This is a genomic window from Clostridium sp. LXY-7 (genome assembly GCF_056172015.1).
The window spans coordinates 968,230-994,478 of the sequence record NZ_JBLLJL010000002.1 but is presented as its reverse complement, the minus strand read 5'-3'; the positions used below and the strand labels follow the sequence as shown (position 1 = coordinate 994,478).

The following is a 26,249-nucleotide window of genomic DNA, read 5'->3' as shown; positions in this document are numbered from 1 at the left end:
AGGCTATATTCCCTCTCCTGTTTTTTTATTATATTTAAAGAAATCAATTTTTTCCACATCATTAAATAAAGTCAAGGATAAGGTATTCTCATCATCAACCTTATCTATATCAGTAAATACATATTGTTGAATTTCCTTCTTTCCATTTGAAGTTCTACTATCATCTAAATTAACATAAATTTTTCCTCTTTTATAAAAAGCAGTTTTTATTATAGGTTTTCCTTCTTTATCATAATTAACATAAACTAACTGAGAAGTAGACTTCTCTTTGCAGGAATTAAAAAAGTTATATACATAAGTTATATTTGTTATTACTCCTTGATTAACAATTAAGTGACCATCCTGAATAGCTTGGGTTGCAGTGTACTCAGCTGGAAGAGTTTCTATATAAGATAGCAGATCTTCTTTTGATGGTGATGACCCTCTAAAATTAATAAAAAATATTATTCCAAATATTATTATAGGTAATACATATAGTCTTTCAAAGAATAGTTTTGAAAAAGAAAATTGTTTTGTTTCCATTTGATTACTTCTTTTTAAATGATTACTCAATAAAAAAACCCCCTTTTTATTATTAAATAATATAAAAGAGGATATGTAAATACAAAAAATAAAAATTATGAATATTGAGTTAATTCTTGAACTTTTTTAAGAAGTTTAATTTAGTTTCTGTAGTTATAATAGCTATAAATATGAGTATACAACCTATAAGCATAAGTAAAGTAAATACTTCATCTAAAAGCATAACTGAGAATAGTGCTCCAAAAAAAGCTTCTAAAGATAATATTATGGCTGCATGAGTTGAAGAAGTATATTTCTGAGCTATATTTTGAAGTAAGAATGCTAGGGTTGTACTAAATACAGCTAAATATATTATAGATGCAGTAGTTTCTAAGTTCATATTTACTGGGAAGGGTTCAAAAATCATTGCTACAATTATAGATAAAATAGCAGCACCTCCAAGTTGAACAGCAGTTAAGATAACTGGATCATCATTCTCAACATATTTAGCAATGGCTAAAATTTGACCAGCAAATCCAAAAGCACAGATTAGAGTTAATGCATCACCATAGCTGATTGAAAACCCGTTACCATCTATGGTTAACAGTGATATACCAACTAAACATATAAAAGCACCACCTATAGAATAATTATCAGGTCTCTTTTTAAATATAATCCATTGTAAAAATGGCACTATCACTACATAAATAGCTGTTAAAAAGGCACTTTTTCCTGCAGTGGTGTATTTAATACCTACAGTTTGTAGAGCAAATCCTAAGAATAAAAATATTCCTATAATAAAACCATTTTTTAGCTGAGCTTTAGAAACAGTCTTAACTCTCTTATAGAACACAACACACATTATTATACATGCCAGTGAAAATCTCATAGCCATTTGGTAGAATGGAGTTATTACATTTAAAGAGTCTTTTACAGCAATAAATCCACCTCCCCAGACCATGGCAACTAGAAGCAATGCCAAGTCAGCGTATACACTGCTTTTTTTAAATAATTTCTCCAAAAAAATTCCCCCTAACAAGAAAATTCATATTTATAAAATATTATATCAGAAAATTCACTTAATTTAAATTATATAAATTGAAATAAAGTTTCTACATTATAAATTAATTGATATGAGCTTCATATTATCCCTGACCCTCTGTGTAAGTTCAACTAGAGATTCATTTGCTTCGCATGAATCTAAGTTTACACTTATCAACCGTTTCGAAACCTTGATTTACTAAAGCTCTATTCAATAAAAAATCTAGAACACAACAACTCACTACGTTCGGACAGGTCGTATTTCTTAACGACTTTTTCTTTCATAGAGCTTAAGTAAATCTAAGCTTTCTGCAAATGGTATTCGCAGTAATAATATGAAGCTCAATTTCAAGAATTTATTAAACATACTTATAATATGAATTATCTTTATTACAATTTATATATAAGTTAAAAATAAAATACTTTCTCCAAGATATTAAACTTGGAAAAAGTATTAATTAAACGTTATCCTATTTTTGATATATTCTTAAAATCACTAAAGTTATTAGAATCATCTTCTTCAAATATTCTTTTATAGCAATATGATATAATATCACTGCGTTTAATAATTCCAATAAAGATGTTAGAATCATCTACTACAGGAACAAAATTTTGTGATTTTGAAGCTAAAATTAAGCTCTCCATATTAGAATTTATTGAAACTGGCTTATTACGTACATGTCTAGGAATTTCCTTTATTAAAACATCCTCAGTATCTTTAAAACTTAGCTCAGGAGTATTTTTTATTTTCCATAAAATATCACCTTCAGTTAAGGTTCCAATATACCTACCTTTGTCATCCAGCAGTGGAATTGAGGTATATCTATGATATTCCATTCTTTCCATAGCTCTGCGCATGGTTGAACTTACTTTTTCATATACTACTTCATTTTTAGGAGTAAGAAAAAAGGCAACATTCATAATCTTATCATCCTCCAAAAAGTTATGTTAAACTTATTATATTACGAGTTTATTATATCATAAAACCAGTGGCATATAGTGGATGTTTTAAATAATTTAACAGAAACTAATGATTTATTAACTAATAGTTTATTAGTTTATAAATTATAGCAAATGGTAAAGATAGTACTAGTTTATTTTATTCAAAGTTATATGTATTTGTACTATTTATATGAGCATAAATTAACTAGTTTTATAACATTGAATTTTATTCAGAAAACAACTATAATAGATAGTATATATTATAGAGATGGTTAGTTAAAAGGTTAATTTTAGAGTTCATGATATGAATTAAAGAACAAAGAGATGATGAAAATTATAATACATAAGGAGGTATAGTATGGAAATAAGTTTAAATTTAATTGAAGATGCTGTTAATAGTGGAAACTTAGAGCAGGTAAGGAAGGCTTTAATAGAATATATAAGAAGAGAACCGGAAAATTCACAGAAAATAATAAGAGCCGTAAATTACGCAAAGGAGCACATAACGAATTTGTTTGATCTTCATGATGATAAGCAGCTTCAAGAGGAGTACCATTGGAATAAAGAGTATTTTTTAAATACTCTAAAGGATCTAAATCATAATTTTTCAGAAGAGAGATTTAATCATCTTTGTTTAGTTGGAGCTTTTATATATCCAGTGGAGGACGGAAAAGAAGAATTAAAAGATACTATAATAATAAATAACACAGATCCAGTTACAGATTCTGAATTAAAGTTAGAAAAGATTAAAACATTATTAGCATTAGGAACTGGAGTTTTAGTTGGATTTTTTATAGGAAAAAATATTAGAAAAAGAAAGTAAAATTCTTGAAGCACCACTCTAGAGTGGTGCTTCAAGAATTTTTAAAATAAATATATTTATTATATAGTATAGGTTGTAATTAAATTTCAACATTGTGCAAGTAGACTTTATTATAAATTTAAAATTTTATTAGAACAAAGCCTACTTGCACAATGTTGAGTTAATATGAAGCATCATTATTACATTTTATATATGACATGATATTAAGAAATCATATTGATGTTCCAATGGACTCTTCATTAGAGGCTTGCACTTCGAGTTTTTCCATTGTAAAGCCAGTATATCCATAAATAATCGATATAATTGGATTAATTAGATTCAAGAAGCAGAAAGGAATGTAAGCGGCAGCTGAAATTCCTAGAGTTTTACTCATAAATGCTCCACAGGTATTCCAAGGAATTAGAGGAGATGTTAGAGTACCAGCATCTTCAAGGCATCTAGATAAATTTTTAGGAGCTAGTCCGCGTTTTGCATATTCATCTTTATACATTCTTCCAGGTATAACTATAGATAAATATTGATCTCCAGCTAGAACATTAACAAATATACAAGAAACTATAGTTACCAACACAAGGGAACCTGTATTCACAGCAAGTCCTAGAAGACATTCTGCAACTTTACCTAATAGGCCTGTTTTCTCCATAATACCACCAAAGGTCATAGCACACATTATTAAGGAAACAGTGGACATCATGCTTTGCATTCCGCCACCATTTAATAATTCATCAACTACAGTTACACCACTTTCTATAGCAAAACCGTCATTAAGTACAGCAAGTAAATCTCCGAAACTAGCCCCTTGGAATATAGCAGCAAATATACCACCTAGTATTGTACCTACTATTAATCCGGGTATAGCAGGGAACTTCATAACAACAAGACCAATAACAACTACTGGAGGAATTAATAGCCACATGGTTATATTGAAATTACCTTTTAATCCATCTAAAATTACATTAATTTGTGAAACATCAAGTTCTTTTCCAGAATAGTTAAGTCCTAAAATACCAAATATAACTAGAGATATTATTAAGCTTGGAGTTGTGGTATAAAGCATATGTTTTATGTGGTCAAATAAAGTTGAACCAGCCATAGCAGGAGCTAAATTGGTTGTATCTGAAAGAGGAGATATCTTATCACCAAAGTATGCTCCAGATATGATAGCACCAGCAACCATAGAATTAGGAATTCCAAGGCCAATACCAACACCCATAAGAGCTATACCTACAGTACCAGCTGTTGTCCAGGAACTTCCTGTAGCAAGAGAAACTATACAACAAATTAAACAGGTAGCAACTAAGAAAATGCCAGGAGATAAAATTTGAAGACCATAGTAAATCATAGCAGGAACTGTTCCACTGATAATCCATGCTCCGATCAATGAACCAATAATCATTAATATTATAATTGCTTGCATAGACATTTGAATGGTATCAATAAATCCTTTTTCAAGTTCTTCCCATTTGAAACCAAGTCTTAATCCCATAAGTGCTGCTATTATAGCAGATATAACTAGGGGAATATGAGGACTAGCGTCATAGATGAGAATTGCAATAGAAAGGCTACCGATTAACACAGCGATAGGTATAAGTGCTTCCCATAAATAGGGTTTGCGAGAGGTTATTCCCACAGATTCCTTAGATTTTTTTTTACTCATTAAACTACACACTCCTTAATGTTAAAAATGTATTAACAACATGTTAAATTATATGAGTGGGAAAATCAAGAATTTTCTGACAACTTATTCTTTATTAAAATTACAAAAATACCACCTAATTATACATAATTAGATGGTATTTTTAATATATAGTATTATCTAGTTTTAAAAATATCTGTTAAGAGTTTTTTAAAAAAGTATTAACAAATATAAGATATTATATTAAAGAATTTAACATAATATTTAAATAGTTTTTAGATAAAATATTAAAAGCTTTTAAATACTTGTAATATTTTATCTACATGTTCTTTAGTGTGATGACAAGATAAAAACATAGCTTCAAATTGAGAAGGAGGTAAATTAATACCATTTTCTAGCATGTGAATAAAATATTTTTTAAATAATTCAGTATTACAACTCTTAGCATCTTCATAATTATTTATCTCTTTAAGGTCTGTAAAGAATATAGTCATCATTCCACCAACTCTATTTACAACCATAGGTATTCCTTTTTCCTTAGCTATAGCTAACATACCTTCTTCTAAGGAAGCACCAACTTCTTCTATGTGTGAATATATTTTATTATTATTATAGAGCTTCTTTAAAGTTTCTAATCCGGCAACCATTACTAAAGGATTTCCTGACATAGTTCCAGCTTGATATACAGGTCCTAGTGGAGCTAGTAATTCCATAATTTCTCTTCTACCACCATAAGCACCACAAGGAAGTCCACCACCAATGATTTTGCCATAGGTTACAAGATCAGGAGTTATATCATGAAAAAGTTCTCTTGCACCTTTATAATTAACCCTAAAGCCACACATAACCTCATCAAATATTAATAGGCTTCCATTTTCTTTACATAGATTAGAAAGAGCTTTCATAAATTCATGGGAGGGTTTAATAACACCCATATTTCCAGCTACAGGCTCTATGATAACGCAAGCAATTTCATCTTTAAATTCTTTGAAAATAGCTGTTATATTTTCTATGTCGTTATAATTAGCAACAATGGTATGCTTAATATGCTCTTCTGGAATACCAGCGCTACCAGGAATTCCTCCAGTCATGACTCCAGAACCAGCACTTACTAGAAAACCATCATAATGGCCGTGATAACAACCTGAGAATTTCACAATTTTAGTTCTATTAGTATATCCTCTTGCTAACTTTACAGCACTCATTGTAGCTTCTGTACCTGAATTAACCATTCTTATCATATCAAGATTGGTAGTCTCACATATGAATTTAGCTAAATCCAATTCTAACTTTGTAGGAGCACCAAAGGCTATTGAGGTTTCACAAGTATTTTTTATAGCATCAACAATATCACTATCACAGTGACCTAATATCATAGGGCCCCATGCACCAACAAAATCTATGTATTCATTTCCTTCTTCATCATAAATCAAAGCACCTTTTCCAGCTTTGATTATAGGAGGTGTTAAACCCATATCTCTAAGAGCTCTAACAGGGCTGTTTACTCCTCCGGGTATATATTTTTTACTTTCTTCAAAAATAGCTTTATTATTCATAATTGCCTCCTTGTTTTAAAACACATTCAATAGAATAGACTAATATTTTGATTTATTATTTTCTTAAAATATTTAATCTAAAAATATTTTTTCAATTATAGACATAACCTCATTAGAATTACCATTTAAAGCTTCTTCTTTTAATAATTCGATAGCTCTATTTATATATCTATTAGAAGTACTATTTAAAAGGGTATTTACAAGTTCTTCATTATCTTTTGTATATTTTTTATTTGTAAATGTTTTTAAATGTTCCTTACAGATAGAATTTCCTCTTTCTTTTAAAGCCCTTATGGTTGGAACAGTTTCCTTAAGAGTAATAAAATCTTTAAATTCATTGTAATATTTTTCTATAATATATCTATGGGAATTCATTATTTGCTTTCTAAGAGCCTTATTTTCACTATCTACAAACTGGAGGTCATCTAGGTTGTAAAGAGTAACATTAGCTAATTCTTTACATTGGCTCTCTACATTTATAGGCAGTGAAAGATCAAATATCAGTAAATCATTATTAGTTGTTACTTCTTCTTTTTTTACTATTGGAGTTAAAGAAGAAGTACAGCATATTATAGTGTCAACCATTGAATAAGTAGATTTAAGCTCATCCATAGATAAAATCTTAATTTTACCACTTCTAAAGTATTCATAGTGATTAAGTATAGTTGAACTATTTAACACTTTAGCTCTATCTCTTACTACGATGTAAATAGAGTTTATAGTATTAACTCGACCTATCAAATAATTAAAGGACAATTGTGCCATTTTACCAAAACCCAGTATTAAAAAATCTTTTTTATTTTCTTCAAGAGCAGTTTTTGCCGAAATAGAAGAATAGGATACTGGTGTTTTAAACAATTTAGTGGTAGATTTAAAGTTTTTACCACAAGCTAAGGCTAGAGTAAAGAGCTTATCCAAATCATTTTTTAGAAAGTTTAGCTTCTTACTTCTTAAATAGGAAGTTCTAACTTGACCTAAAATTTGATCTTCACCTAGAATCTTAGAATGAAATCCACAGCTAACTTCTAATAAGTGAAGAGCTGCCTTATTATCATTGCAATAAAAAATATAGTCTCTAAATTCTTTTTCCCAATCTAGAGAAGAAAATACTCTAGCTATTAAATCTTTTTCCTCTAAATTAGAATTTATATAAAGTTCTGTTCTGTTACAGGTGTTTATAATAACACCTTCTTGAGAAAATTCTTTCAATTTTTTAATAATTTCATCAACAGAATCCTCAGGTATTGAAAGTGAGGTTCTTTTATGTAAATCCAAGTCTTTTTTTACGCCAATTAAATGAATCATATTTACCTCCGATTTTATGCACCTTCAACTTGATTTTTTCTATAAGATGCCATAAAGTTTTAAACAAAATCAACAAAATTAAAACTCACTTAGTGGAAGTGAGTTTTTAATAAGCCTATTTAAATCAAAGAGATAAAGTATAAGGTTTATCAGATATATAGATAAAATATATATGGATATATGTAGTTTGCATTATAATAGAATTATAATACAATAGATATAAATTTACAATGAGGAAAATAAATATTCAGGACCTTAAAGTTGAAAGCGTAGATGTGATTTATATTAGGGTAGATATGAATATATAACCTTAGTAAGGGGGATAGGTATGAAAAAGACTATAAAAATTTTAATAAATGTTGTAATTTCAATTTTGATTATTTTTAACCTGATATTGGGGGCAACTATTATCACTACAAGGTTTAATAAGTTTTACTATATGAATGTAGAACTATTAGAAATAGAAGAGAACAGTGGGTTTTCACTAGAAAAAATTAAGGAAAATTATGATTATACTATAAGATTTATATTAAATCAGGAAGGTGATAAATTCACGTTGCCATCTATGGAGGCTTCAAAGGAGGGAGCATTTCATTTTGATGAAGTTAGACTACTATTTAACTTAGCGAAGATATGTTTAATTATAGGAGTAATACTACTTGGTGTTTTAATATATATTTATAATAAAACATATAGGGAATATAGTTATGTAAAACATTCCGCATTAGCTTTAATTATATTGCCTATAATATTGGTAGGAGTTGTGAGTACTAACTTTAATTATTTTTTTACCCTATTTCATAAATTGACTTTTAATAATGACAAGTGGCTGTTTGACCCTTCTATAGATCCAATTATAAATATTTTGCCAGAGCAATATTTTGCTAACTGCGGAGTTCTTATAATCTTCATTTGTTTCCTTATAGGAATTATTACATATGTAATCTATAGATTGAAATTAAAAAAGAGTTATATTTATAAATAAACTTAAGTATTGTGATAATCAGCGTAAATAAATTAAAAAACTGTGATAAACTCACAGTTTTTTAATTTATAGATATTTAATAGTGACCTTTTTCCCTAATTTCTCCAATAAAGATTTAATCTCAAGTACAATCTTTATTTTCATATTAAATTCATCAGGAAAAAGAGGATTTTGATGAGCTGGATTCACTGCTTGACCAACATAGATATTTATTGTACTTCCCTCATTAATCAGTATGGAGGAAAGTCGAGAAGCTCCATCTAGACCATCAAGAGAATTAGGAATCTGATTAATCTTAGTTTTATCTATATATTCTCTCAATATATCTTTAGTCTTTTTTAAAGTCAATAGTCCTTCAGTAACTAAATCAAAGCCTTTCATATATGCCATTGGAGGCACATCCGTATTATAGTTTTTTAAATCGATGTCAATAGGTAAATGTAGATTTTCAGATACTATATTAGCTGTTGTTCCACCACAGATAACTTTTTTACCGTTACAATGCTGAATTAAATCTATGAGAAGCTTATCATCGTCTATATTTTTAGGAGGACCAGTAAATATTGAAACTGGCTCATCTTTTTTTATTTTAAGGGCAACTACTGTAGTATCATCTCCAGGTTTATTATCATAAAGATTATTGCATACCTCAATAAGATTACGGCATATGTCTTTAGATAGGTTTTCCTTTTTCAATATATTTTTAAGAAAATCATTTATCTGATTCCATTCCCAACCTAAATTTAAGAGTTGTCCAACACCTGCATGGATAGCACCATCACTTACAATAACAAGGGCATCGTTTTCGCTTACATAGAATCTACTCTCATATATGGTTTTATTATTTATTACTCGAGCGGTTTTATGAATATAACTAGGTCGTGTATTTCTAAAAAAGAATACAGGAGGATTATCATATTCAACCATATATACTTCTCCAGAATAGTTGATCTTAATTATTGTAAAGGTGGAGTAAGCTAATTTCCTAACATGGCACTCCGGAAGGGTGTTAGTAATAGTATCAATAGTTTCATCAATAGTTGCACCACCTTTAAGCATGGTTAAAGCTATTTTAGAAGTAAGTGTTGCTAGTATATTAGCTTTAACACCACTACCTAAACCATCAGACATAACAATAATGACACCATCTTCCGTTGAGGTGATTTCAACATTATCACCACAAAGTTCTTCTCCTATTTTATTCATACTTAAATGGGTTACATCTATATAATACCTATTCATAGCTTAGTTTCCTTTTCCAACACTTTCTTTAAGTCTATTAGAGCAACTTTAGTTTCTGCAGTGCTTTCTCCTAGAAGACTTGCAATTTCTTGAGCTACTAACATTTGCTTATGAATTATAGATTGAGTTACATCAATAGCACTATGTTTAATTTCTATTAACTCAAGTTTTCTTTTTTCTTCTGCTGTGATGTCTGTAAAAATAACTAAGAGAGATTCATGATTTTCAATATATATAATACTTTTATATCCATGGAATTTATATTTGCCATAGTATACTTTTACTTTTTCTACATTGGTTTTAGTAGTTATAACTTTTAAGAAGTCTTCGTCATCTATTAAATCCTGGATGGGAAGACCTTTTAAGGTATCTTTATCATCTAGATGAAAAATTTTTTCGAATACAGGATTAGTATCGGTTATTATAAGATTTTTATCGAGGATTAACACAGCATTAGGTGTGTTTTTAAATATCTCAGTATTAATTCCTTCTGCCAAGCTACGCATATAAGGAACGCACATTTCAACTTGAGACATGCCATGATAAACTGCTATAGCTTTTTCCAAACAGGTATTGTAGCCACAAGCTCCACAGTTAAGTTCATCTTCTTTTTTATATTTTCCCATTTTATTTAATATTTTCGTTATCTCTTCATCAGATGGAATAGGCAGATAGATTTTTTTATCTCCATAAATTCTAGTTAAATTAATATTTATATTATTCAATATAGGAGATAACTCCTTAGGCTTACTATGAGACTTTGCAAATTGCTGAATTCTTTGTAGTCTACTATATATTGTATCCCCTCGATGAATTCCTCCAGGCCCCCCAAGACAGCTTTCATTGCAGGCACTTAACTCAACACATACATTTTTCAAATTGTTATTCTTTAATTCATCTAGTAGAGACATGCAATTGTCTAATCCATGTATATTTATTATGTCTAGTCCTCTAGTCTTTAAAGTCAATGAAAGAGAAGCAAGGATTCCACCTACTAAAGGGTAGTTATCACCGCGAAGTGTACCTGCTGAATCTAATTCACCATCAGGTAAAGATAAATAATTTATATTATTATTTACTAAAAATTCACTAAGTTCATCAAAGGTAAGGACAGAATCCACAATACCTTGATTTTGTTCTGATAGAGCTTCTACTTTTTTTGATATACATGGGCCAATGAACACTGTATGGGAATCAGGATATCTTTTTTTTATGGTTTTGCCATGAGCAATCATAGGTGATATAACTGGAAGTGTGAATGGAATAAGTTCAGGATAGTATTTTTCAATAAGCATTACTACGGAAGGACAGCAGCTAGTTAGAAATCTATTTTCTGAACTATTAGATATTAAAGTTTCATATTCTCTAGTAACTAATTCAGCACCAATAGATACCTCTTCTATTTTAGAAAAACCTAGAGCCCTTAATCCATTTATTAATTTGTTACTTTCAGGAAAAACTCCTCTAAAGGCAGGGGCCAGTTGAGCAATTACCTGGTTACCATTTTTTAAAGCAATTTCTACTTCTTCAATATCTGAAAGTACATGTCTCGCATTCTGTGGACAGACTATAAGACAATGACCGCAGGAAAGGCATCTAATTTCTTGAATTTTTGCTTGGTCATTTAATACCTCGATAGCTTTAACTGGACAACTTCTAACACATTTATAGCAGTTTTTACAATTGGCTGAGCTAAAATTCATTACTTGCATAGTTTACACCTTCTTTAGAATATTTTTATTAAAAAAGTTTTTTACATCTTCTTCTCCAACTGAATGTAAGGTATCATCAACAACTACGCTCACAGCTTTAGTACAATTACCCAGACAAAAGGCTGCCTTTAATTCAACTACATCTGTTAATTTATTAATTTCAATAAGATTTTTAAGTTCATTAATAACTTTATGTGACCCTTTAACATAACATGCACTTCCAACACAAACCTTTATAACCACGAAATCACCCCTAAAAAATATATATGTACTTATAAATTATAGAACTTAGTTAAAATTTAGTCAATATTCCGAAAATTTTATATAATTCTAAAATCAACAACTTTTTAAAACAAAGCTAAATAAAAAAGTAAAGGAATATAAAAACATAAGAATATATAGATTCTGTGAGGATTAGTACTGTATTAATAATAAATTCAATAGAAATTTTCATAGAATTTAAACACTGGAAAGAAAATATTGTATAATAAATTATGAGAAAGGGGAGAAAAAGATGAAGTTAGTTTTTATATCTGATATTCATGGATCTTTAAAATATGCGCAAAAGGCTATAGAGATTTTTAATAAGGAAAAGGGTGATTATTTAATTATTTTAGGAGATATTTTATATCATGGGCCTAGAAATCCATTGCCAGAGGAATATAATCCTAAAGAAGTAGCTAATTTACTGAATGAATACTGGGATAAAATAATAGCAGTAAGAGGAAATTGTGATTCAGAAGTGGATGCAATGATAATAAAATTTCCTATAATGGCGGACTATTCAATTATATTACATGAAAATAGAAAATTTTTTATAACTCATGGACATATTTATAACGAAAAGGATAAACCTAATATATCAACGGGAGATGTATTAATACATGGTCATACTCATATTCCGATGATAAAGGAAGTGGATGGTATTCATATAATTAATCCAGGTTCAATAACCTATCCAAAAGAAAATAATCCCCATAGCTATGGAGTTTTAGAGAACAATGGGTTTTCAATAAAAACCATAGAAGGGGAATGTTTTAAAAGAATAGATTGGTAAATATTGAAGTCAGAATTGTGAATATAAGTAATGCAATATTTAGCAATATCTTTTTTCTTAACTTTACCATTTTAATACCACCTAGCTTAAATACATGAATGTACTTTATATTATGTGATATCTATAGTTTTAGTTAAAGATATTTCTATAGATTAAAATCTATTGTGAATGGAGAGTAAAAATGAATTTAAAAGATAAGAATTCATTAATTTATATACTACCAATAATATTATTGAACATGGTTGCTATAGCCATCGTAATAGCAGTATTAACTTTAAAAGGCATAAATGTTAAGTTGTTTGTTCTAATTGCCATGATTTCTATTCTCACATCTGCACTTATAAATGGCATTAGAGAAATAATAACTGAAGAGAAAAAAGGAAAAGCAATATACTATTTTATTATGGTAGCTTTAATTTTTGTGTGCATGTTTATAGTTATATAATAAATGCAATGGAAGGAGAAGAATTTTGGAAATACATATTTTTATAAAGGGACATAGAGAACCAATAATTTTTAAGGGAGATAGAATTGATGTGCTTGATTTTGAGATGAAAGGAGTAAAATATAAGCAAGTCCGATATTTTAAAAATGGTTTCAGTAAGAGTGAATTAATTGAAACTTCACTTATAACAAAAATAGTTGAAGAGGTTTAAGGTTTTAAAGAGGGAACTTATAGTGAATTGCAACTTGGTTATAAATATGACATATAGATGTCATATTATTCTTGATATGATAGACATAAGATAAATAAGAGCTATTAAAAAATAGCTAATAAAGGATAGATTTTTGTGTACCTCATATGGTGAAATTTAATCCTAATATAGAAGAAGAAGCTAGAGAAAATATGAGAAGATTTTTCCTGAAACTAAGAAGATGGAGAAAATAACTTAAGGAGACAATATGGAGTATATTAAAGCGAAGCAGATATTATCTCAATATACAGATAATAATCCATGGTTTGGAATTAATTATAATATGAATATATATAAGGGCTGTTGTCATGGATGTATCTATTGTGATTCTAGGAGTGAGTGCTATGGTATAGAAGATTTTGATAAGGTTAGAGCAAAGGAAAATACCATAGAGATTTTAGCTAAAGAATTAAAGAGTAAAAGAAGGACAGGAGTTATAGGAACAGGGGCAATGAGTGACCCTTATAACCCTTTTGAGAAAAACTTAACACTTACGAGAAAAGCCTTAGAAGAAATAAATAGATGCAATTATGGTATATCTATAGCTACTAAAAGTAATTTAATAGTACGAGATATAGATATATTAGAAAAGATTAAAGAACATTCACCAGTTCTTATAAAAATTACTATTACCACTATGGATGATGAGCTTTGTAAAAAGATAGAACCTAATGTTGCCACCACATCTGAAAGATTTGAAGCTATAAAGGAACTTTCTAAAAGAGGTATTTTTACTGGAATATTACTTATGCCCATACTGCCTTTTATCAATGACAATGAAGAGAATATTAGTAGCATAGTTAGAAAGGCATCAGAATGTGGAGCTAAATTCATTTATGCTTATGGAATGGGAGTAACTTTAAGACAAAATCAAAGAATGTACTTTTATCAGCAGCTAATGAATAAATTTCCAACAGAAAACTTATTAGAAAAATATAATAAAACCTACGGAAATAACTATGAATGTTCTTCTAAAGAGCATAGAAGACTTTGGCGTATTTTTAAAGCAGAATGTGAAAGCTTGGGGTTATTATACAAAATGGCAGATATAATAGAAAGCTATAAAGGAAATTATAAGCAGGAGCAAATAAGTTTATTTTAGAAGGAAAACTTACATTGTCTTGAATTCTGACTTCTTTAAAATTAATTTTAAAGAAGTTTTTTTGTAGTACTATTCTTTATGGATTTTAATAATTGGCTTTTTAAAAAATGGTTTGTGAGTAATAATATGTAGTTCATTATCAACACTATATTAAAACAAAGCATAATAATTTAGGGAAAAGAAAATATGTATTTTAGTTAAATGGCATAATATTACATGTTATAATAGATTATATTTGCTTGCAAAAGAAATATGTTTAGACTTTAAGAAAAATTGAAGAGCATCAAGTTGGACAGATGAAGGTATCTCAGGGGAATTTACTATATTGGCAATAAAGAATTGATAATTAAACTTTAACTTGATTGGAGGAAGTAAGATGAAGATTACGTATATTCATCACAGTAGCTTTAGTGTGGAGTTTGAAGAAGCTATATTTTTATTTGATTATCATAAGGGGAAACTGCCAGATTTTGATTTAGATAAGAAGCTTTATGTTTTTGTTAGTCATAAGCATGGAGATCACTTTAATTTAGAAATGTTTAAGGTGTTAGAGAAATATCCTAATATTACTTATATTTTATCAAATGATATTAAGTTTAATGAGAAATATTTAATAAGAAAAGGTATACCTGTTGAAGTTAAGGAAAAGAGTATATCCATTGGAAAAAATAAAACAATAGAAGTAGAGGAGTTAACTATAGAAACACTTAAATCTACAGATGAAGGAGTGGCTTTTATAGTTTCTTACAGAGGAAAAACCCATTTATCATGGTGGAGATTTGAATTGGTGGCATTGGGCAGGCGAAGAAGAGCAATATAATTTAGAGATGGAAAAAAGCTTTAAAGGTGAGATAGATAAGATTCAAGGAAGAACTATTGATGTAGGATTTATTCCCCTTGATCCAAGACAAGAAGAGGATTTTTATTTAGGCTTTAACTATTTTATGGAGCAAACTAAGACTAAGATAGCATTTCCTATGCATTTTTGGGAGAATTATAGTGTTTGTAGCAAGATTAAAAATTTAGATATATCAAAAGGGTATAGAGATAGCATTATGGATATATCTGAAGAGAATCAAGAGTTTAGTATATAATCTTACTATAAAATCATAAAATTTTAAAACCATAAAACCGGAAAGAGGGAGGCTTTAGTAAGAATAGAACTTACTAGAAATAAATTATGAAATTAATAAAAGAATTATATACTAAGGATATAGGCGTGGATACAATAGAAAGAAATCCTTTATATAAAATAAGAAAAGCCGCAAGAGCTATAGTAGTTAATGAAGAAAATAACATTGCTATTTTAAGTGTTACAAAGGATAGTTATCATAAGCTTCCAGGTGGAGGAATTGAAGGAAATGAGGATATAGAAGAAGCTTTAGAGTAATGCCCCGGTTCAATAAGGATGTTTTAAGTTTTTGAGATTTGCCGTAGGATTTTTAAGTCCTACGGCTTTTCTCTTGTCTTAAACGCTGCCCACAAAATTGAAATATACATCAACCTGCTGGGTATAATTTTTCTTCTTGTGTGGCTCAGAACGCTCATGCACCACAATCTTTTCAACGAACTTCCTCACGATTTCAGGAGTTAACTCCTGAATATGGGTGTACCTTTCCACGCTCCCGTATTTTTTTGTTTTATACCTCAGCTTGTATGTTTCCGTCAAAAGAAATACAATAGAGCTATGGAGGTGTTATGCGTGGATTATATAACGACAAAAGAAGTAGCGAAAAATTGGGGAATCACAGACAGAATGGTAGTGTACCATTGCTCTGCCGGGCGGATTAAGGGAGCTAAAAAAATGGGAAATACATGGCTTGTTCCGGTTGATGCTGAAAAACCGGCTGACGGACGATACAGGAGCAGTAAAGTAAAGGATGGTGAAAATAAATGAAACGGATATTTTTGGTTGAGGACGATAAGGCAATCGCCAGAAATCTTGTGCTTCTGCTCCGCTCGGAGGGATTTACAGTCACTCACGCCCCTACACGGAGTGAAGCCCTTGCCGCGCTTGCCGGGAATAAATTTGACTTGGCGTTGATTGATATTTCTTTGCCTGACGGAAATGGCTTTACGGTTTGCACGGAAATCAAAGAAACGCAAGATGTTCCCGTTATCTTTCTGACGGCTTCCGGCGATGAGGCGAGTGTTGTTACCGGGCTGAACATGGGCGCGGACGACTATATCACCAAGCCTTTTCGTACGCGTGAATTGATTGCGCGAATTGGAACCGCCTTGCGAAAAAGCGGGCGTTCCGGGTCGGATTTTGAAATTCGCGGGCTTCATGTCGATACGGCAAGCGGCATTGTGAAAAAAAACGGCAACGAGGTTTTTCTTTCAGCATTAGAATACCGCTTGTTGCTGGTGTTTATTAGCAACCCAAAAAGTATTATCACGAGGGGCAGGCTACTTGACGAATTGTGGGACGCGGCGGGCGAGTTTGTCAATGACAATACACTGACCGTGTACATCAAACGCTTGCGGGAGAAGATAGAGAGCGACCAAGCAAGCCCGCAAATAATTCTGACCGTTCGCGGGATGGGGTATAGATTGGGGGGCGAGTATGCTTCGGAATAGAGAGTTTCGACAGTTTGTCATTTTGTTCTCTTTAATAGCTGCCGCCGCTGTGACGTTGGGATTTGCAATCAATAGGTTGGCTGGAATCCTTGCCATTGTTTCTGCAGCCGCCTTTGGAACAGCGTTTTTTGCGTTTACCAAAGCCCGATATAAAAGCATTGCGCAGATTTCAGATCAAATCGATCTTGTGCTTCATAACGCTGATCATCTGTATATTGGTGAATCGGACGAGGGCGAACTTTCCATTCTGCAAAGCGAGATAACAAAAATGACGCTGCGTATTCGGGAGCAAAACGACGCACTGAAAAAAGAAAAAGAACATCTTGCCGATTCGCTGGCTGACATAGCCCACCAACTCCGCACCCCTCTCACATCCGCGAACCTCATTCTGTCATTGTTAGAGAATAACCCTGACGAAAACGAGCGGAAAGCATTGATGCGGGAAACAGAGGAATTGTTTGTACAGATGGATTGGCTGCTTACTTCCCTGTTGAAATTATCCCGCCTGGACGCGGGCATTGTGGTTTTCCAAGGCGAGCAGATAGATGTGAATACTTTGATAAGCGCTGCGCTTCACCCGTTTTTGATTCCAATGGAGCTGCACGATATTGCTTTGCAAATAGATGTGCCGAAAGGGATAATCATTCAGGGCGATTCTGGTTGGCTTTCGGAAGCAATTCAGAACATCCTCAAAAATTGCATGGAAAGCGTAGGCGAGAACGGGAAGATTGAGATTGTCTGCACGGACAACCCACTGTTTACCGAGATTGCCATCCACGACAGCGGCGCGGGCTTTGAAAAAGAAGATTTACCCTGCCTGTTTGACAGGTTTTATCGTGGGAAAAACGAAGGCGCGACAGGATACGGGATCGGATTGGCTCTCTGCAAGATGATTATAACACGGCAGGACGGGACGATTACCGCCAAAAATCACCCGCAGGGTGGCGCGATATTTGCCATTCGTTTCCCAAAGTGACGAATCTCTCACCTGAAAGTCACAGAGATGTAAGTTAAAGGTTCTATTATATAGGTAAACCATGAGAAAGGAGACTCACATAATGGAATTTTTAAAAATTGAAAATTTATGCAAGGTCTACGGCAAGGGCGAAAACCAAGTTACCGCGCTTGACCATGTTTCGCTTACAATCGAAAAGGGGGAGTTTACCGCAATCATCGGCTCCTCCGGCTCCGGCAAATCCACATTGCTTCACATCATCGGCGGCGTGGACGTACCGACAAGCGGAAAAGTGTATTTGGAGGGGCAGGATGTATATGCCCAAAGCAATGAAAAACTCGCCATTTTCCGCAGACGGCAGGTTGGACTGATTTACCAGTTTCACAACCTCATTCCCACTCTGAATGTGGTGGAAAACATCACCTTGCCTATACTGATGGACAAGCGGAAGGTCAACGAGGAACGGCTGAATGACTTGTTGGATCTGCTTGGGTTAAAAGAGCGAAAAACGCATTTACCCAATCAGCTTTCGGGCGGTCAGCAACAGCGCGTTTCCATAGGACGCGCTTTGATGAATGCCCCGGCGGTCATGCTTGCTGACGAACCCACAGGCAGTTTGGACAGCCGAAATGGACATGAAATTATCAAGCTGCTGAAAGCAAGCAATAAAAAATACAGTCAGACCCTTATCATCGTCACCCATGACGAAAATATCGCCCTGCAAGCAGACCGCATTATCGGCATATCAGACGGCAAAGTAGTACGAGACGAGAGGGTGAGACCATGAACATTTTCAACAAAGTTACTTTACAAGGCATGAAAAAAAGCCGTACACGAACAATTGTAACGGTTATCGGAGTTATCCTGTCCGCCGCCATGATTACGGCAGTCGCTACCTTTGGCACTTCCCTGTTAAATTTTCTGGTAAACGGTTCTATTGTGAAATACGGCGGTTGGCACGTTGAGTTTTTGGATGTTGATTCCTCTTTCGTGCAGCAGCGAACCCACGACAATGGAGTTTCAAACACCGCAGCGTTTGAAAATATCGGCTATGCAACGCTTGATGGCGGGAAAAGCCCCGAAAAGCCCTATCTTTTTATCGCCGGATTCAGCGATGAAGCCTTTGATACCTTGCCCATAACTCTGATTTCAGGGAGACTGCCGGAAAACAGCGGGGAGATTCTTGTCCCGGCCCACGTCGCGGCAAAAGGTGGCGTGAAATTCTCGGTGGGCGACACACTTACCCTTGCGGTCGGAAGCCGCATGGAGGTCAACAAAAATCTCGGTCAACACGACCCTTACATTTCCGGGAAAGAAACTCTTATGCCAAAAGCCGAGAGAACTTACACGGTTGTGGGTATCTGTGAAAGACCCGGTTTTGAGGAACATTCCGCACCGGGATACACCTTGATAACGAAAGCAGATACTCAAGACAAAGCGGACAGCTTCAGCATATTTGTCACGCTTAAAAACCCGCGTGGAGTCCATGGTTACGCAAGCAACACAGCCGGAACACATAGCTATGTCTTTAATGATTATGTGCTGCGCTTCATGGGTCTTTCGGACAATAAACTGTTCAACACGCTTCTGTACACGGTTGGCGGCATTTTGGTTGCCATAATAATGGTAGGCTCGATTTTTCTGATTTATAACTCGTTCAACATCTCGCTGAACGAACGCACACGCCAGTTCGGGATTCTCTCGTCGGTGGGCGCCACGGCAAGGCAACTGCGAAATTCGGTGCTGTTTGAGGGACTTTGCATTGGCGCAATCGGCATATCCATTGGCGTTATGGTCGGCATAGGCAGTATCGGGCTTGTAATTCCTATTGTTGCCGGGAATTTCGGGAACATTATCCCAAGCACCGTGCCTTTAACCTTGTCGGTGTCTGTCCCCGCGATTGTCGCGGCGGCGGCGGTCAGTTTGGTTACCATTTTGATTTCAGCCTATATCCCGGCCAGGAAAGCCGCAAACACTCCCGTGATGGAGAATATTCGCCAGACCAACGAGGTCAAAATCGAGTCGAAAGCCGTGAAAACGTCAAAACTCGCGCAGCGTATTTACGGTTTGGAGGGAACTCTTGCGCTAAAGAATTTTAAGAGAAACAAAAAACGCTATCGCAGCATTGTGCTATCCCTTGTTTTAAGCGTCGTGCTGTTTGTATCGGGAAGTGCTTTTGGAACAACTCTGAAACGGCTTGCAGAACGGAATGTAATGGACTTTGACTATGACATCTTTTTTACCACTCAAGACATGGACGACAGCGAAATGTTCCCGTTTTACGACAAACTAAAAACCACAGACGGGGTTTACAAAAGCTCGTACCAAGCGATTTTCGCGTATTCATGCGCGGTTAAGGCAAGCGATTTTTCAGACGACTACCGGGAATCTGCAGGTTATGATCTGACGAACGAAACAATTGATCTGCCAATGGACATCCAGTTTATTGAGGACAGCGAATATCTGCGTTTTATCGAAGGCTTGGGCTTGCCCGCAGAGGAATATACTGGGCAAAATGCGAAAATGATCGCCGTTGCCAAAGCCAAAAAGGTGGATGACACGAAAGACGGGAAGAGCGAGCTGATTAATATGTTCGCAAGTCGTTCCATGAACTTTACAATTGCTCCCGAAATAAATGACAAGCCGAAGATGGAACAGGGGCAAAGCATAAACATTACGTTTGTCGATACGTACCCGGTGGATCCTCTTAAGCCCCTAAAGCAATCTTCCGAGAAGAATCCATGCGTTTTTATGGTGGTGGCCCCCTATTCGCTCAAAGAGAAGTTTGAAACCCCGGATACCCATGCGGGTATAGGCCTGAGCTTTCTGTCAAAGAATCCTTCGCAATCGGTGGCTAAAATGGAAGCGATGATTCAGGACGCAGGAATTACGTCTGCGTATACCCTGCACAATGTGCACACGATGGTTGAACAATACCGCAGTATGACATTTGTTATTGATGTGTTCACCTATGTTTTTGTCATCATGATTTCGCTGATTGCGGTTGCCAATGTGTTCAACACGATTTCCACGAATATCAGGCTGCGCAGGCGGGAGCTTGCCATGCTCCGCTCGGTGGGGATGTCGGACCGCGATTTCAATAAGATGATGAATTTCGAGTGTGTCTTTTATGGCATGAGGACGTTGCTATTCGGGCTTCCAATAGCGGGAATCATCTCGTGGCTGATTTACGAAGGGTTTGTGGCCGTAGAAAGGATGGACAACTTCGATTTTGTATTCCCGTGGGGAAGTATGGCAATCAGCGTGTTCAGCGTGCTCTTTATCGTGTTCATTACAATGCTGTATGCCATTAGCAAGATAAAAAGAGAAAATATTATTGACGCGCTTCGGGATGATATGACTTAATTTAAAACCGATATTAACTTGATAGAGAATCAAAAAACATCTAGTCAAATGATTCGCAATCGTCCCGAAAGGCGCTTTGGACCTTGAAAATACAGAATCCATCCTACACAAGTAATGTAAATTACAAAGGAGTGCTACCCTGCGGTAATAAAAAAAACGCCGTTGTGGCAGATGATGTTTTGCGGCCAAAATGTGGCCATGCGGCGGTTTTGAAATAACAATCAAAACTGCCGTTTTCCTTTTTCAAAATTGGAAATTTGGAGGGTATATTAAAGTCGCCCTTTTTTATGGATACGGCGGTATCAGGGGAGATATCGCCGTGTTTATTTTGTATCGACAATATTCGACAATTAGTATCTTACTTAAAAAAGCCTGTACCCGCCTACGGGATATTTTGGCTATCAAGATGAACACATACATCATCATATAATTGCTAATAATTCCCTTTTTCTCGGTTGCTCTATGCAGCCGGGCTTTTTTGCATTTTTCTCAAAACTTTTTTAGAAAATCCGCTGCTATCTTTGGTAGTTTTCAATTTCTGTTTGTTAAGGGTTTACGAAAGGGAAGATCATCATCCGCCTTTCGTGGCTGTGAAAGGCGGTGAATTCTATCATCAGCAAGTTATAGATGAAAATCGGACAAGCCGTTTAGATGTCAGCATTAACGGATTAGCTGAAATCGAACTACTTTCTACAGGCCCCTCTTGATGCGGAACTGATACATGAAAGTGTCATGAAAAAAGTCATAGAAACGACCAAACGGCTTCTCAAAAGCGAAGATTTAACACAAGTGCAGCGGCAACGATTTATTCTACATTTTTGAAAGGTATATCTATGCGCCAGATTGCCAAACAGGAGGGCGTGATACTGAGTGCAGTGTGGGAGAGTTTGCACTTTGCCTCAAAGAAGCTGAAAAAATTATTTGATAAATGTTAAGATCTATTTTAAGGTTGTCTCTCATAGCAAATAACAAATGCGGGAAGCCAGACACTATTTAGGTGTTTGGCTTCCCATTTCGCTTAAATACAAATTAGTTGAGCTGTGACACATTCGTCCGCAATCATCTGTGCTTGTGTAAAAATGCGGATACGCTCTATTGTATCTTCCTTTGGCATAGGGTGCGTTTTCAGGTAATCTGCACGAATTCGTTCCGCCATCTCGAAAGCAATCTTATCAACAGAAGCACAATGCTCTGCCAGTTTGATTGTGAGAAGCAGTTCCTTGTACATTTCCGGCTTTTGTTCGTGCAGATAATTCAGACGGAGCCGTCCATAGTTGCCAAGTTATAAAACTCGGCTTTTCCGTCAATTTCAATGTTGGGGTATCGTAATCCATTGATTTCTGTGTATTCAAATTCAAAGTTTGCCATAAAGCAAATCCTCCAATAAAGATTATTTACAATTTATCGGTAATCGTTTGGCTATGTGCTAAACAACTATGATTTTCGTGAACATCCTTATTGGAGGATTGCTAATATCTAGGGCTTTTTTTATTAAGTCATGATTTTAAGTACATGATTTGGCAGTTTTAGAAGTCGAGTGAGAAGAAGACTTTGCATCAATTAAAAGTAGAGAAGGTGTAGATAGCTCTAAAAGTGAAAAGGAGCTAATTTTAAATTTATACAAAAACTGGCTTATCAATAAAATTATATTTTAATATTTATGCCAAGATTTATAATCTTTACGTAAAAGCAAAAGTATTGTATATTATTATAGTTGAATTTTACTTAGTAGAAGTGGCCTGAAATTATTTTACAAATGATTAGAAAAGAGGAAACATGAGATTAGATAAATTTTTAGCAGAGTCATCAGTTGGAACACGGAAAAATGTTCGAACTTATATTAAAGAAGGGGCCGTTAAAGTTAATGGGCAAGTTATAACAGAACCTGCAACTGAAATTAAGGAAAGTGATGATGTTATTGAGTATCTTGATAAAGTAGTTGCTTATACAGGAAAAGTGTATTATATGTTTCATAAACCTAGAGGATGCATCACTGCAAAAAAAGACGCAGATAATAAAACAGTATTTGATTTTTTTCATGAGGCTAGCATGAATGGAGTATTTCATGTTGGAAGATTAGACAAGGATACAGAAGGTTTGTTGTTATTTACCAACGATGGTGAGTTTAATCATCATTTAATGTGCCCACAAAAACATGTTGAAAAGAAATATTTTTTTATTGCATTAGGTTCATTAGATGAGCAAAATAGGAAGCAACTAGAGATGGGAATTTTCATCGGAGAAGGTGAGGCACTAACGAAGCCAGCAAAAATAGAGGTAGTAAAATCTGGAATATATAGAGAGTTTGAACAGGAAACAGATATTAGAAAGTTCTATGACATACAGTCAGATAGATACAAGCAGCCTGTTGTATCTGGATATCTTACAATTTCAGAGGGCCGTAAGCACCAAGTAAAGCGTATGTTAAAGGCAGTAGGATGTTATGTTGTATATTTAAAGAGAGTTTCCATTGGAGAGTTAAGGTTAGATGAATCCTTGGGAAAAGGGCAGTATCGAAGGCTTAAAGAAGAGGAAATCCAAAAGTTATTGCTGAAATCATAATTTTTAGACAAATATGGTAAACATCTATAGATTTGTATAAATCAGATCCATAGATGTTCTTTTTTTATGGCTTAACAGAATTATCTGAATTGACATAATTTTCTTACAATGATATAATAAAAATGTTTTTCATGAAAGGAGATGTTATTTAATGAGCATGAATTTAAAGGTGGTTTCGATATAAAATTAAATATGGACAAAAATGTGACTTGGGGTAAAGTGTAACCTCTGTTTGTGTTATGTTTTTGTAGTACTAAATAACCTTTCATAATATACTGCCAATTGAGGGTAAGTAACGCGACAGGAAGGTCGTGTTTTTTTATGCCGTGGATAGTATCCAGTCTTAGAGGGTTGCTTATCTACGGTATTTTTATGCCCATTTTTAATGAGTTAAAAAATAATTTTTATTGGAGGATAGGAAATTGAATGAAGTAGATAAACGGAATAGACTTGAGGAAGAACCCTTTTCATATAAGGTTTTTAAGGATAAGAAGATTTTTATATATTGGAATGGTAAGCAAGTAGCTATTTTAAAAGGAATAGCAAGTGAAAGGTTTTTAGATAGTATACAGGATGTGGATTCAAAGGAAGAGCAATTAATTATGGCAAAAATAACAGGAAATTTTAAACATGGAAATGAAAAGAATAATAAAGTAAATAGGAAATTTATTATATAAAATTATTAATATAGGAGGAATTACATGGAGAAATATACGCAAAAGGAACTGAAAAGATCATTAGACTTAATAGAAGAAGGATATTCTTATTCAGAGGCTTCAAAGAAAACTCAGATTAATAAAAGTATATTGGCAAGAGAGATGAGAAAAAGAAAAAATGAAAAAGCTAGGCATAATATAGAGGAATATAGAAGGAGAGATTTGTTATATAGGAGTGTGCAAAGTGGAAATTAGAAATATAGATACTAGTACCCTTGATCAAGTAAGAAATTTACATGTTTATTGTACTGGCCGTCAATGGACTGATAATAAACCATCAGAAAAAGAGCTATCCTTTTATACACCTAATGAAATATTAGGGATGTTCGATAAGGAGAAGTTAGTGTCTATGATAAGGAACTATACCTTCAAACAATCGGTAAGGGGTACAATTAAGAATATGGGAGGAGTTTCCCATGTAGCTACTTTTCCTGAATACCGATTACGTGGCTATGCAAAAGAGCTAATTAAAGCATCAATTTTAGACATGAAAAAGAAAAATCAATCGGTTAGTTTACTGCATCCTTTCAAAGAGAGTTTTTATAGTTCCTTTGGATATGTGTCTACAAATGATAATTTGTTAGTCAAAATTCCACTAGAGGGCTTTTCTCATTATTTAAAAGATATGTGTAAAGCAGATGATGAATGGAGAGAGAACATGGTAAGAGCAATTGATGTGCATGATGAGTTTGAGGAATTTAAACTTGAACTTGATTTAGGTGAGCATCATGGATTAATTTTTCTAAATGATATGTCTAAAGAATATTGGATAGAGGACCATAAAGGAGTAATCGTTGTATTTATAAAGAAAAACAATAAAATTATGGCTGCAGCAAAATATATTAAAATGGGTTATGGAGAAGATGGGAAATTGTTCGTAGCAGAAATGTATTGGAAAAGTATAGAAAGCAGAGTAAAATTATTTAGGTATTTCGCAAAGCATAATGATCAATTTTCGCATATAGAATTAAGAATTCCCTATGGTGTTAATTTCTTTCAGTGGTTAAGTGATACAACAAGACCCTTTGAAGTAAAAATTAATAATAATCCTTGGATGGTGAGAATTATTAATGCAGGAGAAGCTATGAGTGATATCCAGGTAAATTTAAAAGGCAAAATTATTTTAGATTTACATGATGAGCATTGCAAATGGAATAGTGGTATTTATAGATTGGAATCTATTAACAATAGACTAAAAATGAGTCAATGCGAAAGTTCAAACCTACAAGTTAAAATGGATATAAGAGGGCTTACTGCACTTCTATATGGTGCAGCTTCTGTAGAAGAGCTTGAATTTAAGAAATGGGTTAAATTATTAGATTTAGATGCTCAAAAGATTCTTGATGAATGGTTTCCTAAAAAAATACTATATAATCCATACTATTTCTAATGAATAGGTAGTCCAATATTGGGCTACCCATTGTTAATCTAATTTATGATTTAACACATAAATCCACTAATGTTAAACCAATT

Annotated in this window: 29 protein-coding genes; 18 read left to right on the top strand and 11 right to left on the bottom strand. The window is 33.6% G+C overall.

Translation table 11 applies throughout. The features are described 5' to 3' along the window. Nucleotides 1-3: 3 nt before the first annotated feature. The 3 genes from ACI48Q_RS11845 to ACI48Q_RS11835 all read right to left on the bottom strand — a co-directional run bounded on the left by ACI48Q_RS11845 (nucleotide 4) and on the right by ACI48Q_RS11835 (nucleotide 2,463). A complete protein-coding gene (locus tag ACI48Q_RS11845) occupies nucleotides 4-552 on the bottom strand; it encodes a DUF4362 domain-containing protein (protein WP_474919285.1) in 549 nt (182 codons plus the stop codon). 79 nt (nucleotides 553-631) lie between these two features. Then, on the bottom strand, nucleotides 632-1,522 hold the full coding sequence (locus ACI48Q_RS11840; RefSeq protein WP_474919284.1) for a DMT family transporter: 891 nt from the start codon (nucleotides 1,520-1,522) through the stop codon (nucleotides 632-634). A gap of 485 nt (nucleotides 1,523-2,007) precedes the next feature. Then, on the bottom strand, nucleotides 2,008-2,463 hold the full coding sequence (locus ACI48Q_RS11835; RefSeq protein ID WP_474919283.1) for a CBS domain-containing protein: 456 nt from the start codon (nucleotides 2,461-2,463) through the stop codon (nucleotides 2,008-2,010). Between the two features lie 379 nt (nucleotides 2,464-2,842). On the opposite strand from ACI48Q_RS11835, the gene ACI48Q_RS11830 reads away from it, so the two are divergent. After that, nucleotides 2,843-3,307 (top strand): hypothetical protein, encoded by a 465-nt coding sequence (locus tag ACI48Q_RS11830; RefSeq protein ID WP_474919282.1) that lies wholly within the window; start codon nucleotides 2,843-2,845, stop codon nucleotides 3,305-3,307. 211 nt (nucleotides 3,308-3,518) lie between these two features. On the opposite strand, the gene nhaC is transcribed toward ACI48Q_RS11830, so the two are convergent. The 3 genes from nhaC to hemA form a co-directional block, all read right to left on the bottom strand. After that, nucleotides 3,519-4,964 (bottom strand): Na+/H+ antiporter NhaC, encoded by a 1,446-nt coding sequence (gene nhaC / locus ACI48Q_RS11825; protein ID WP_474919281.1) that lies wholly within the window; start codon nucleotides 4,962-4,964, stop codon nucleotides 3,519-3,521. 266 nt (nucleotides 4,965-5,230) lie between these two features. Then, nucleotides 5,231-6,499, bottom strand: coding sequence for a glutamate-1-semialdehyde 2,1-aminomutase (hemL, locus tag ACI48Q_RS11820; RefSeq protein WP_474919280.1), 1,269 nt, complete (start codon nucleotides 6,497-6,499; stop codon nucleotides 5,231-5,233). 72 nt (nucleotides 6,500-6,571) lie between these two features. After that, nucleotides 6,572-7,804 (bottom strand): glutamyl-tRNA reductase, encoded by a 1,233-nt coding sequence (hemA, locus tag ACI48Q_RS11815; RefSeq protein ID WP_474919279.1) that lies wholly within the window; start codon nucleotides 7,802-7,804, stop codon nucleotides 6,572-6,574. A gap of 328 nt (nucleotides 7,805-8,132) precedes the next feature. Here hemA and ACI48Q_RS11810 point away from each other — a divergent pair, with 328 nt between their 5' ends. Next, the gene (locus ACI48Q_RS11810; protein WP_474919278.1) at nucleotides 8,133-8,789 is read left to right on the top strand and encodes a TIGR01906 family membrane protein; all 657 of its coding nucleotides are present in this window, start codon (nucleotides 8,133-8,135) and stop codon (nucleotides 8,787-8,789) included. A 66-nt stretch (nucleotides 8,790-8,855) separates the two neighbouring features. Here ACI48Q_RS11810 and ACI48Q_RS11805 read toward each other — a convergent pair whose 3' ends face one another. From ACI48Q_RS11805 to ACI48Q_RS11795, 3 genes are read right to left on the bottom strand one after another with little or no spacing between them, the layout of a single operon-like run. Next, nucleotides 8,856-10,031: a SpoIIE family protein phosphatase gene (locus tag ACI48Q_RS11805; RefSeq protein WP_474919277.1), complete on the bottom strand. Its 1,176-nt coding sequence runs from the start codon at nucleotides 10,029-10,031 to the stop codon at nucleotides 8,856-8,858. After that, nucleotides 10,028-11,743: a [Fe-Fe] hydrogenase large subunit C-terminal domain-containing protein gene (locus ACI48Q_RS11800; protein WP_474919276.1), complete on the bottom strand. Its 1,716-nt coding sequence runs from the start codon at nucleotides 11,741-11,743 to the stop codon at nucleotides 10,028-10,030. The genes ACI48Q_RS11805 and ACI48Q_RS11800 overlap by 4 nt, the downstream gene beginning before the upstream one ends. A 3-nt stretch (nucleotides 11,744-11,746) precedes the next feature. Then, on the bottom strand, nucleotides 11,747-11,986 hold the full coding sequence (locus ACI48Q_RS11795) for an NAD(P)H-dependent oxidoreductase subunit E (protein ID WP_474919275.1): 240 nt from the start codon (nucleotides 11,984-11,986) through the stop codon (nucleotides 11,747-11,749). Between the two features lie 271 nt (nucleotides 11,987-12,257). On the opposite strand from ACI48Q_RS11795, the gene yfcE reads away from it, so the two are divergent. The 7 genes from yfcE (at nucleotide 12,258) to ACI48Q_RS11760 (ending at nucleotide 15,987) form a co-directional block, all read left to right on the top strand. Next, complete coding sequence (yfcE, locus tag ACI48Q_RS11790; protein ID WP_474919274.1) at nucleotides 12,258-12,800, top strand: phosphodiesterase; 543 nt, start codon at nucleotides 12,258-12,260, stop codon at nucleotides 12,798-12,800. A gap of 181 nt (nucleotides 12,801-12,981) precedes the next feature. Further along, the gene (locus ACI48Q_RS11785) at nucleotides 12,982-13,245 is read left to right on the top strand and encodes a hypothetical protein (RefSeq protein WP_474919273.1); all 264 of its coding nucleotides are present in this window, start codon (nucleotides 12,982-12,984) and stop codon (nucleotides 13,243-13,245) included. Nucleotides 13,246-13,270: 25 nt separating this feature from the next. Further along, on the top strand, nucleotides 13,271-13,456 hold the full coding sequence (locus ACI48Q_RS11780) for a hypothetical protein (protein ID WP_474919272.1): 186 nt from the start codon (nucleotides 13,271-13,273) through the stop codon (nucleotides 13,454-13,456). 247 nt (nucleotides 13,457-13,703) lie between these two features. Continuing rightward, on the top strand, nucleotides 13,704-14,597 hold the full coding sequence (locus tag ACI48Q_RS11775) for an SPL family radical SAM protein (protein WP_474919271.1): 894 nt from the start codon (nucleotides 13,704-13,706) through the stop codon (nucleotides 14,595-14,597). 376 nt (nucleotides 14,598-14,973) lie between these two features. Beyond that, nucleotides 14,974-15,417 (top strand): MBL fold metallo-hydrolase, encoded by a 444-nt coding sequence (locus ACI48Q_RS11770; protein ID WP_474919270.1) that lies wholly within the window; start codon nucleotides 14,974-14,976, stop codon nucleotides 15,415-15,417. Further along, nucleotides 15,377-15,691, top strand: coding sequence for a hypothetical protein (locus ACI48Q_RS11765; protein ID WP_474919269.1), 315 nt, complete (start codon nucleotides 15,377-15,379; stop codon nucleotides 15,689-15,691). Before ACI48Q_RS11770 ends, ACI48Q_RS11765 begins: the two co-directional genes overlap by 41 nt. Nucleotides 15,692-15,777: 86 nt before the next feature. After that, complete coding sequence (locus tag ACI48Q_RS11760) at nucleotides 15,778-15,987, top strand: hypothetical protein (RefSeq protein WP_474919268.1); 210 nt, start codon at nucleotides 15,778-15,780, stop codon at nucleotides 15,985-15,987. 78 nt (nucleotides 15,988-16,065) lie between these two features. On the opposite strand, the gene ACI48Q_RS11755 is transcribed toward ACI48Q_RS11760, so the two are convergent. After that, nucleotides 16,066-16,218: a DUF4368 domain-containing protein gene (locus ACI48Q_RS11755; RefSeq protein ID WP_474919530.1), complete on the bottom strand. Its 153-nt coding sequence runs from the start codon at nucleotides 16,216-16,218 to the stop codon at nucleotides 16,066-16,068. Nucleotides 16,219-16,353: 135 nt separating this feature from the next. On the opposite strand from ACI48Q_RS11755, the gene ACI48Q_RS11750 reads away from it, so the two are divergent. The 5 genes from ACI48Q_RS11750 to ACI48Q_RS11730 all read left to right on the top strand — a co-directional run bounded on the left by ACI48Q_RS11750 (nucleotide 16,354) and on the right by ACI48Q_RS11730 (nucleotide 21,498). Continuing rightward, on the top strand, nucleotides 16,354-16,494 hold the full coding sequence (locus ACI48Q_RS11750; RefSeq protein ID WP_474919267.1) for a DNA-binding protein: 141 nt from the start codon (nucleotides 16,354-16,356) through the stop codon (nucleotides 16,492-16,494). Beyond that, nucleotides 16,491-17,177, top strand: coding sequence for a response regulator transcription factor (locus ACI48Q_RS11745; protein ID WP_474919266.1), 687 nt, complete (start codon nucleotides 16,491-16,493; stop codon nucleotides 17,175-17,177). The genes ACI48Q_RS11750 and ACI48Q_RS11745 overlap by 4 nt, the downstream gene beginning before the upstream one ends. Next, nucleotides 17,164-18,153 (top strand): sensor histidine kinase, encoded by a 990-nt coding sequence (locus ACI48Q_RS11740; RefSeq protein ID WP_474919265.1) that lies wholly within the window; start codon nucleotides 17,164-17,166, stop codon nucleotides 18,151-18,153. Before ACI48Q_RS11745 ends, ACI48Q_RS11740 begins: the two co-directional genes overlap by 14 nt. Before the next feature lie 82 nt (nucleotides 18,154-18,235). Continuing rightward, nucleotides 18,236-18,919 carry an ABC transporter ATP-binding protein gene (locus tag ACI48Q_RS11735; protein WP_474919264.1) on the top strand — a complete coding sequence of 228 codons (684 nt, stop codon included), beginning with the start codon at nucleotides 18,236-18,238 and terminating at the stop codon, nucleotides 18,917-18,919. Next, nucleotides 18,916-21,498: an ABC transporter permease gene (locus ACI48Q_RS11730; RefSeq protein WP_474919263.1), complete on the top strand. Its 2,583-nt coding sequence runs from the start codon at nucleotides 18,916-18,918 to the stop codon at nucleotides 21,496-21,498. The genes ACI48Q_RS11735 and ACI48Q_RS11730 overlap by 4 nt, the downstream gene beginning before the upstream one ends. Before the next feature lie 1,018 nt (nucleotides 21,499-22,516). Here ACI48Q_RS11730 and ACI48Q_RS11725 read toward each other — a convergent pair. Next, nucleotides 22,517-22,726 (bottom strand): TnpV protein, encoded by a 210-nt coding sequence (locus tag ACI48Q_RS11725; RefSeq protein WP_474919262.1) that lies wholly within the window; start codon nucleotides 22,724-22,726, stop codon nucleotides 22,517-22,519. A gap of 548 nt (nucleotides 22,727-23,274) precedes the next feature. Here ACI48Q_RS11725 and ACI48Q_RS11720 point away from each other — a divergent pair. From ACI48Q_RS11720 to ACI48Q_RS11705, 4 genes are all read left to right on the top strand, one after another. Continuing rightward, nucleotides 23,275-24,060 (top strand): pseudouridine synthase, encoded by a 786-nt coding sequence (locus ACI48Q_RS11720; protein ID WP_474919261.1) that lies wholly within the window; start codon nucleotides 23,275-23,277, stop codon nucleotides 24,058-24,060. A gap of 422 nt (nucleotides 24,061-24,482) precedes the next feature. Continuing rightward, complete coding sequence (locus ACI48Q_RS11715; RefSeq protein ID WP_474919260.1) at nucleotides 24,483-24,737, top strand: hypothetical protein; 255 nt, start codon at nucleotides 24,483-24,485, stop codon at nucleotides 24,735-24,737. A gap of 24 nt (nucleotides 24,738-24,761) precedes the next feature. Beyond that, the gene (locus ACI48Q_RS11710; protein ID WP_474919259.1) at nucleotides 24,762-24,971 is read left to right on the top strand and encodes a hypothetical protein; all 210 of its coding nucleotides are present in this window, start codon (nucleotides 24,762-24,764) and stop codon (nucleotides 24,969-24,971) included. Next, nucleotides 24,961-26,166, top strand: coding sequence for a GNAT family N-acetyltransferase (locus ACI48Q_RS11705; RefSeq protein ID WP_474919258.1), 1,206 nt, complete (start codon nucleotides 24,961-24,963; stop codon nucleotides 26,164-26,166). The genes ACI48Q_RS11710 and ACI48Q_RS11705 overlap by 11 nt, the downstream gene beginning before the upstream one ends. Nucleotides 26,167-26,249: the final 83 nt, after the last annotated feature.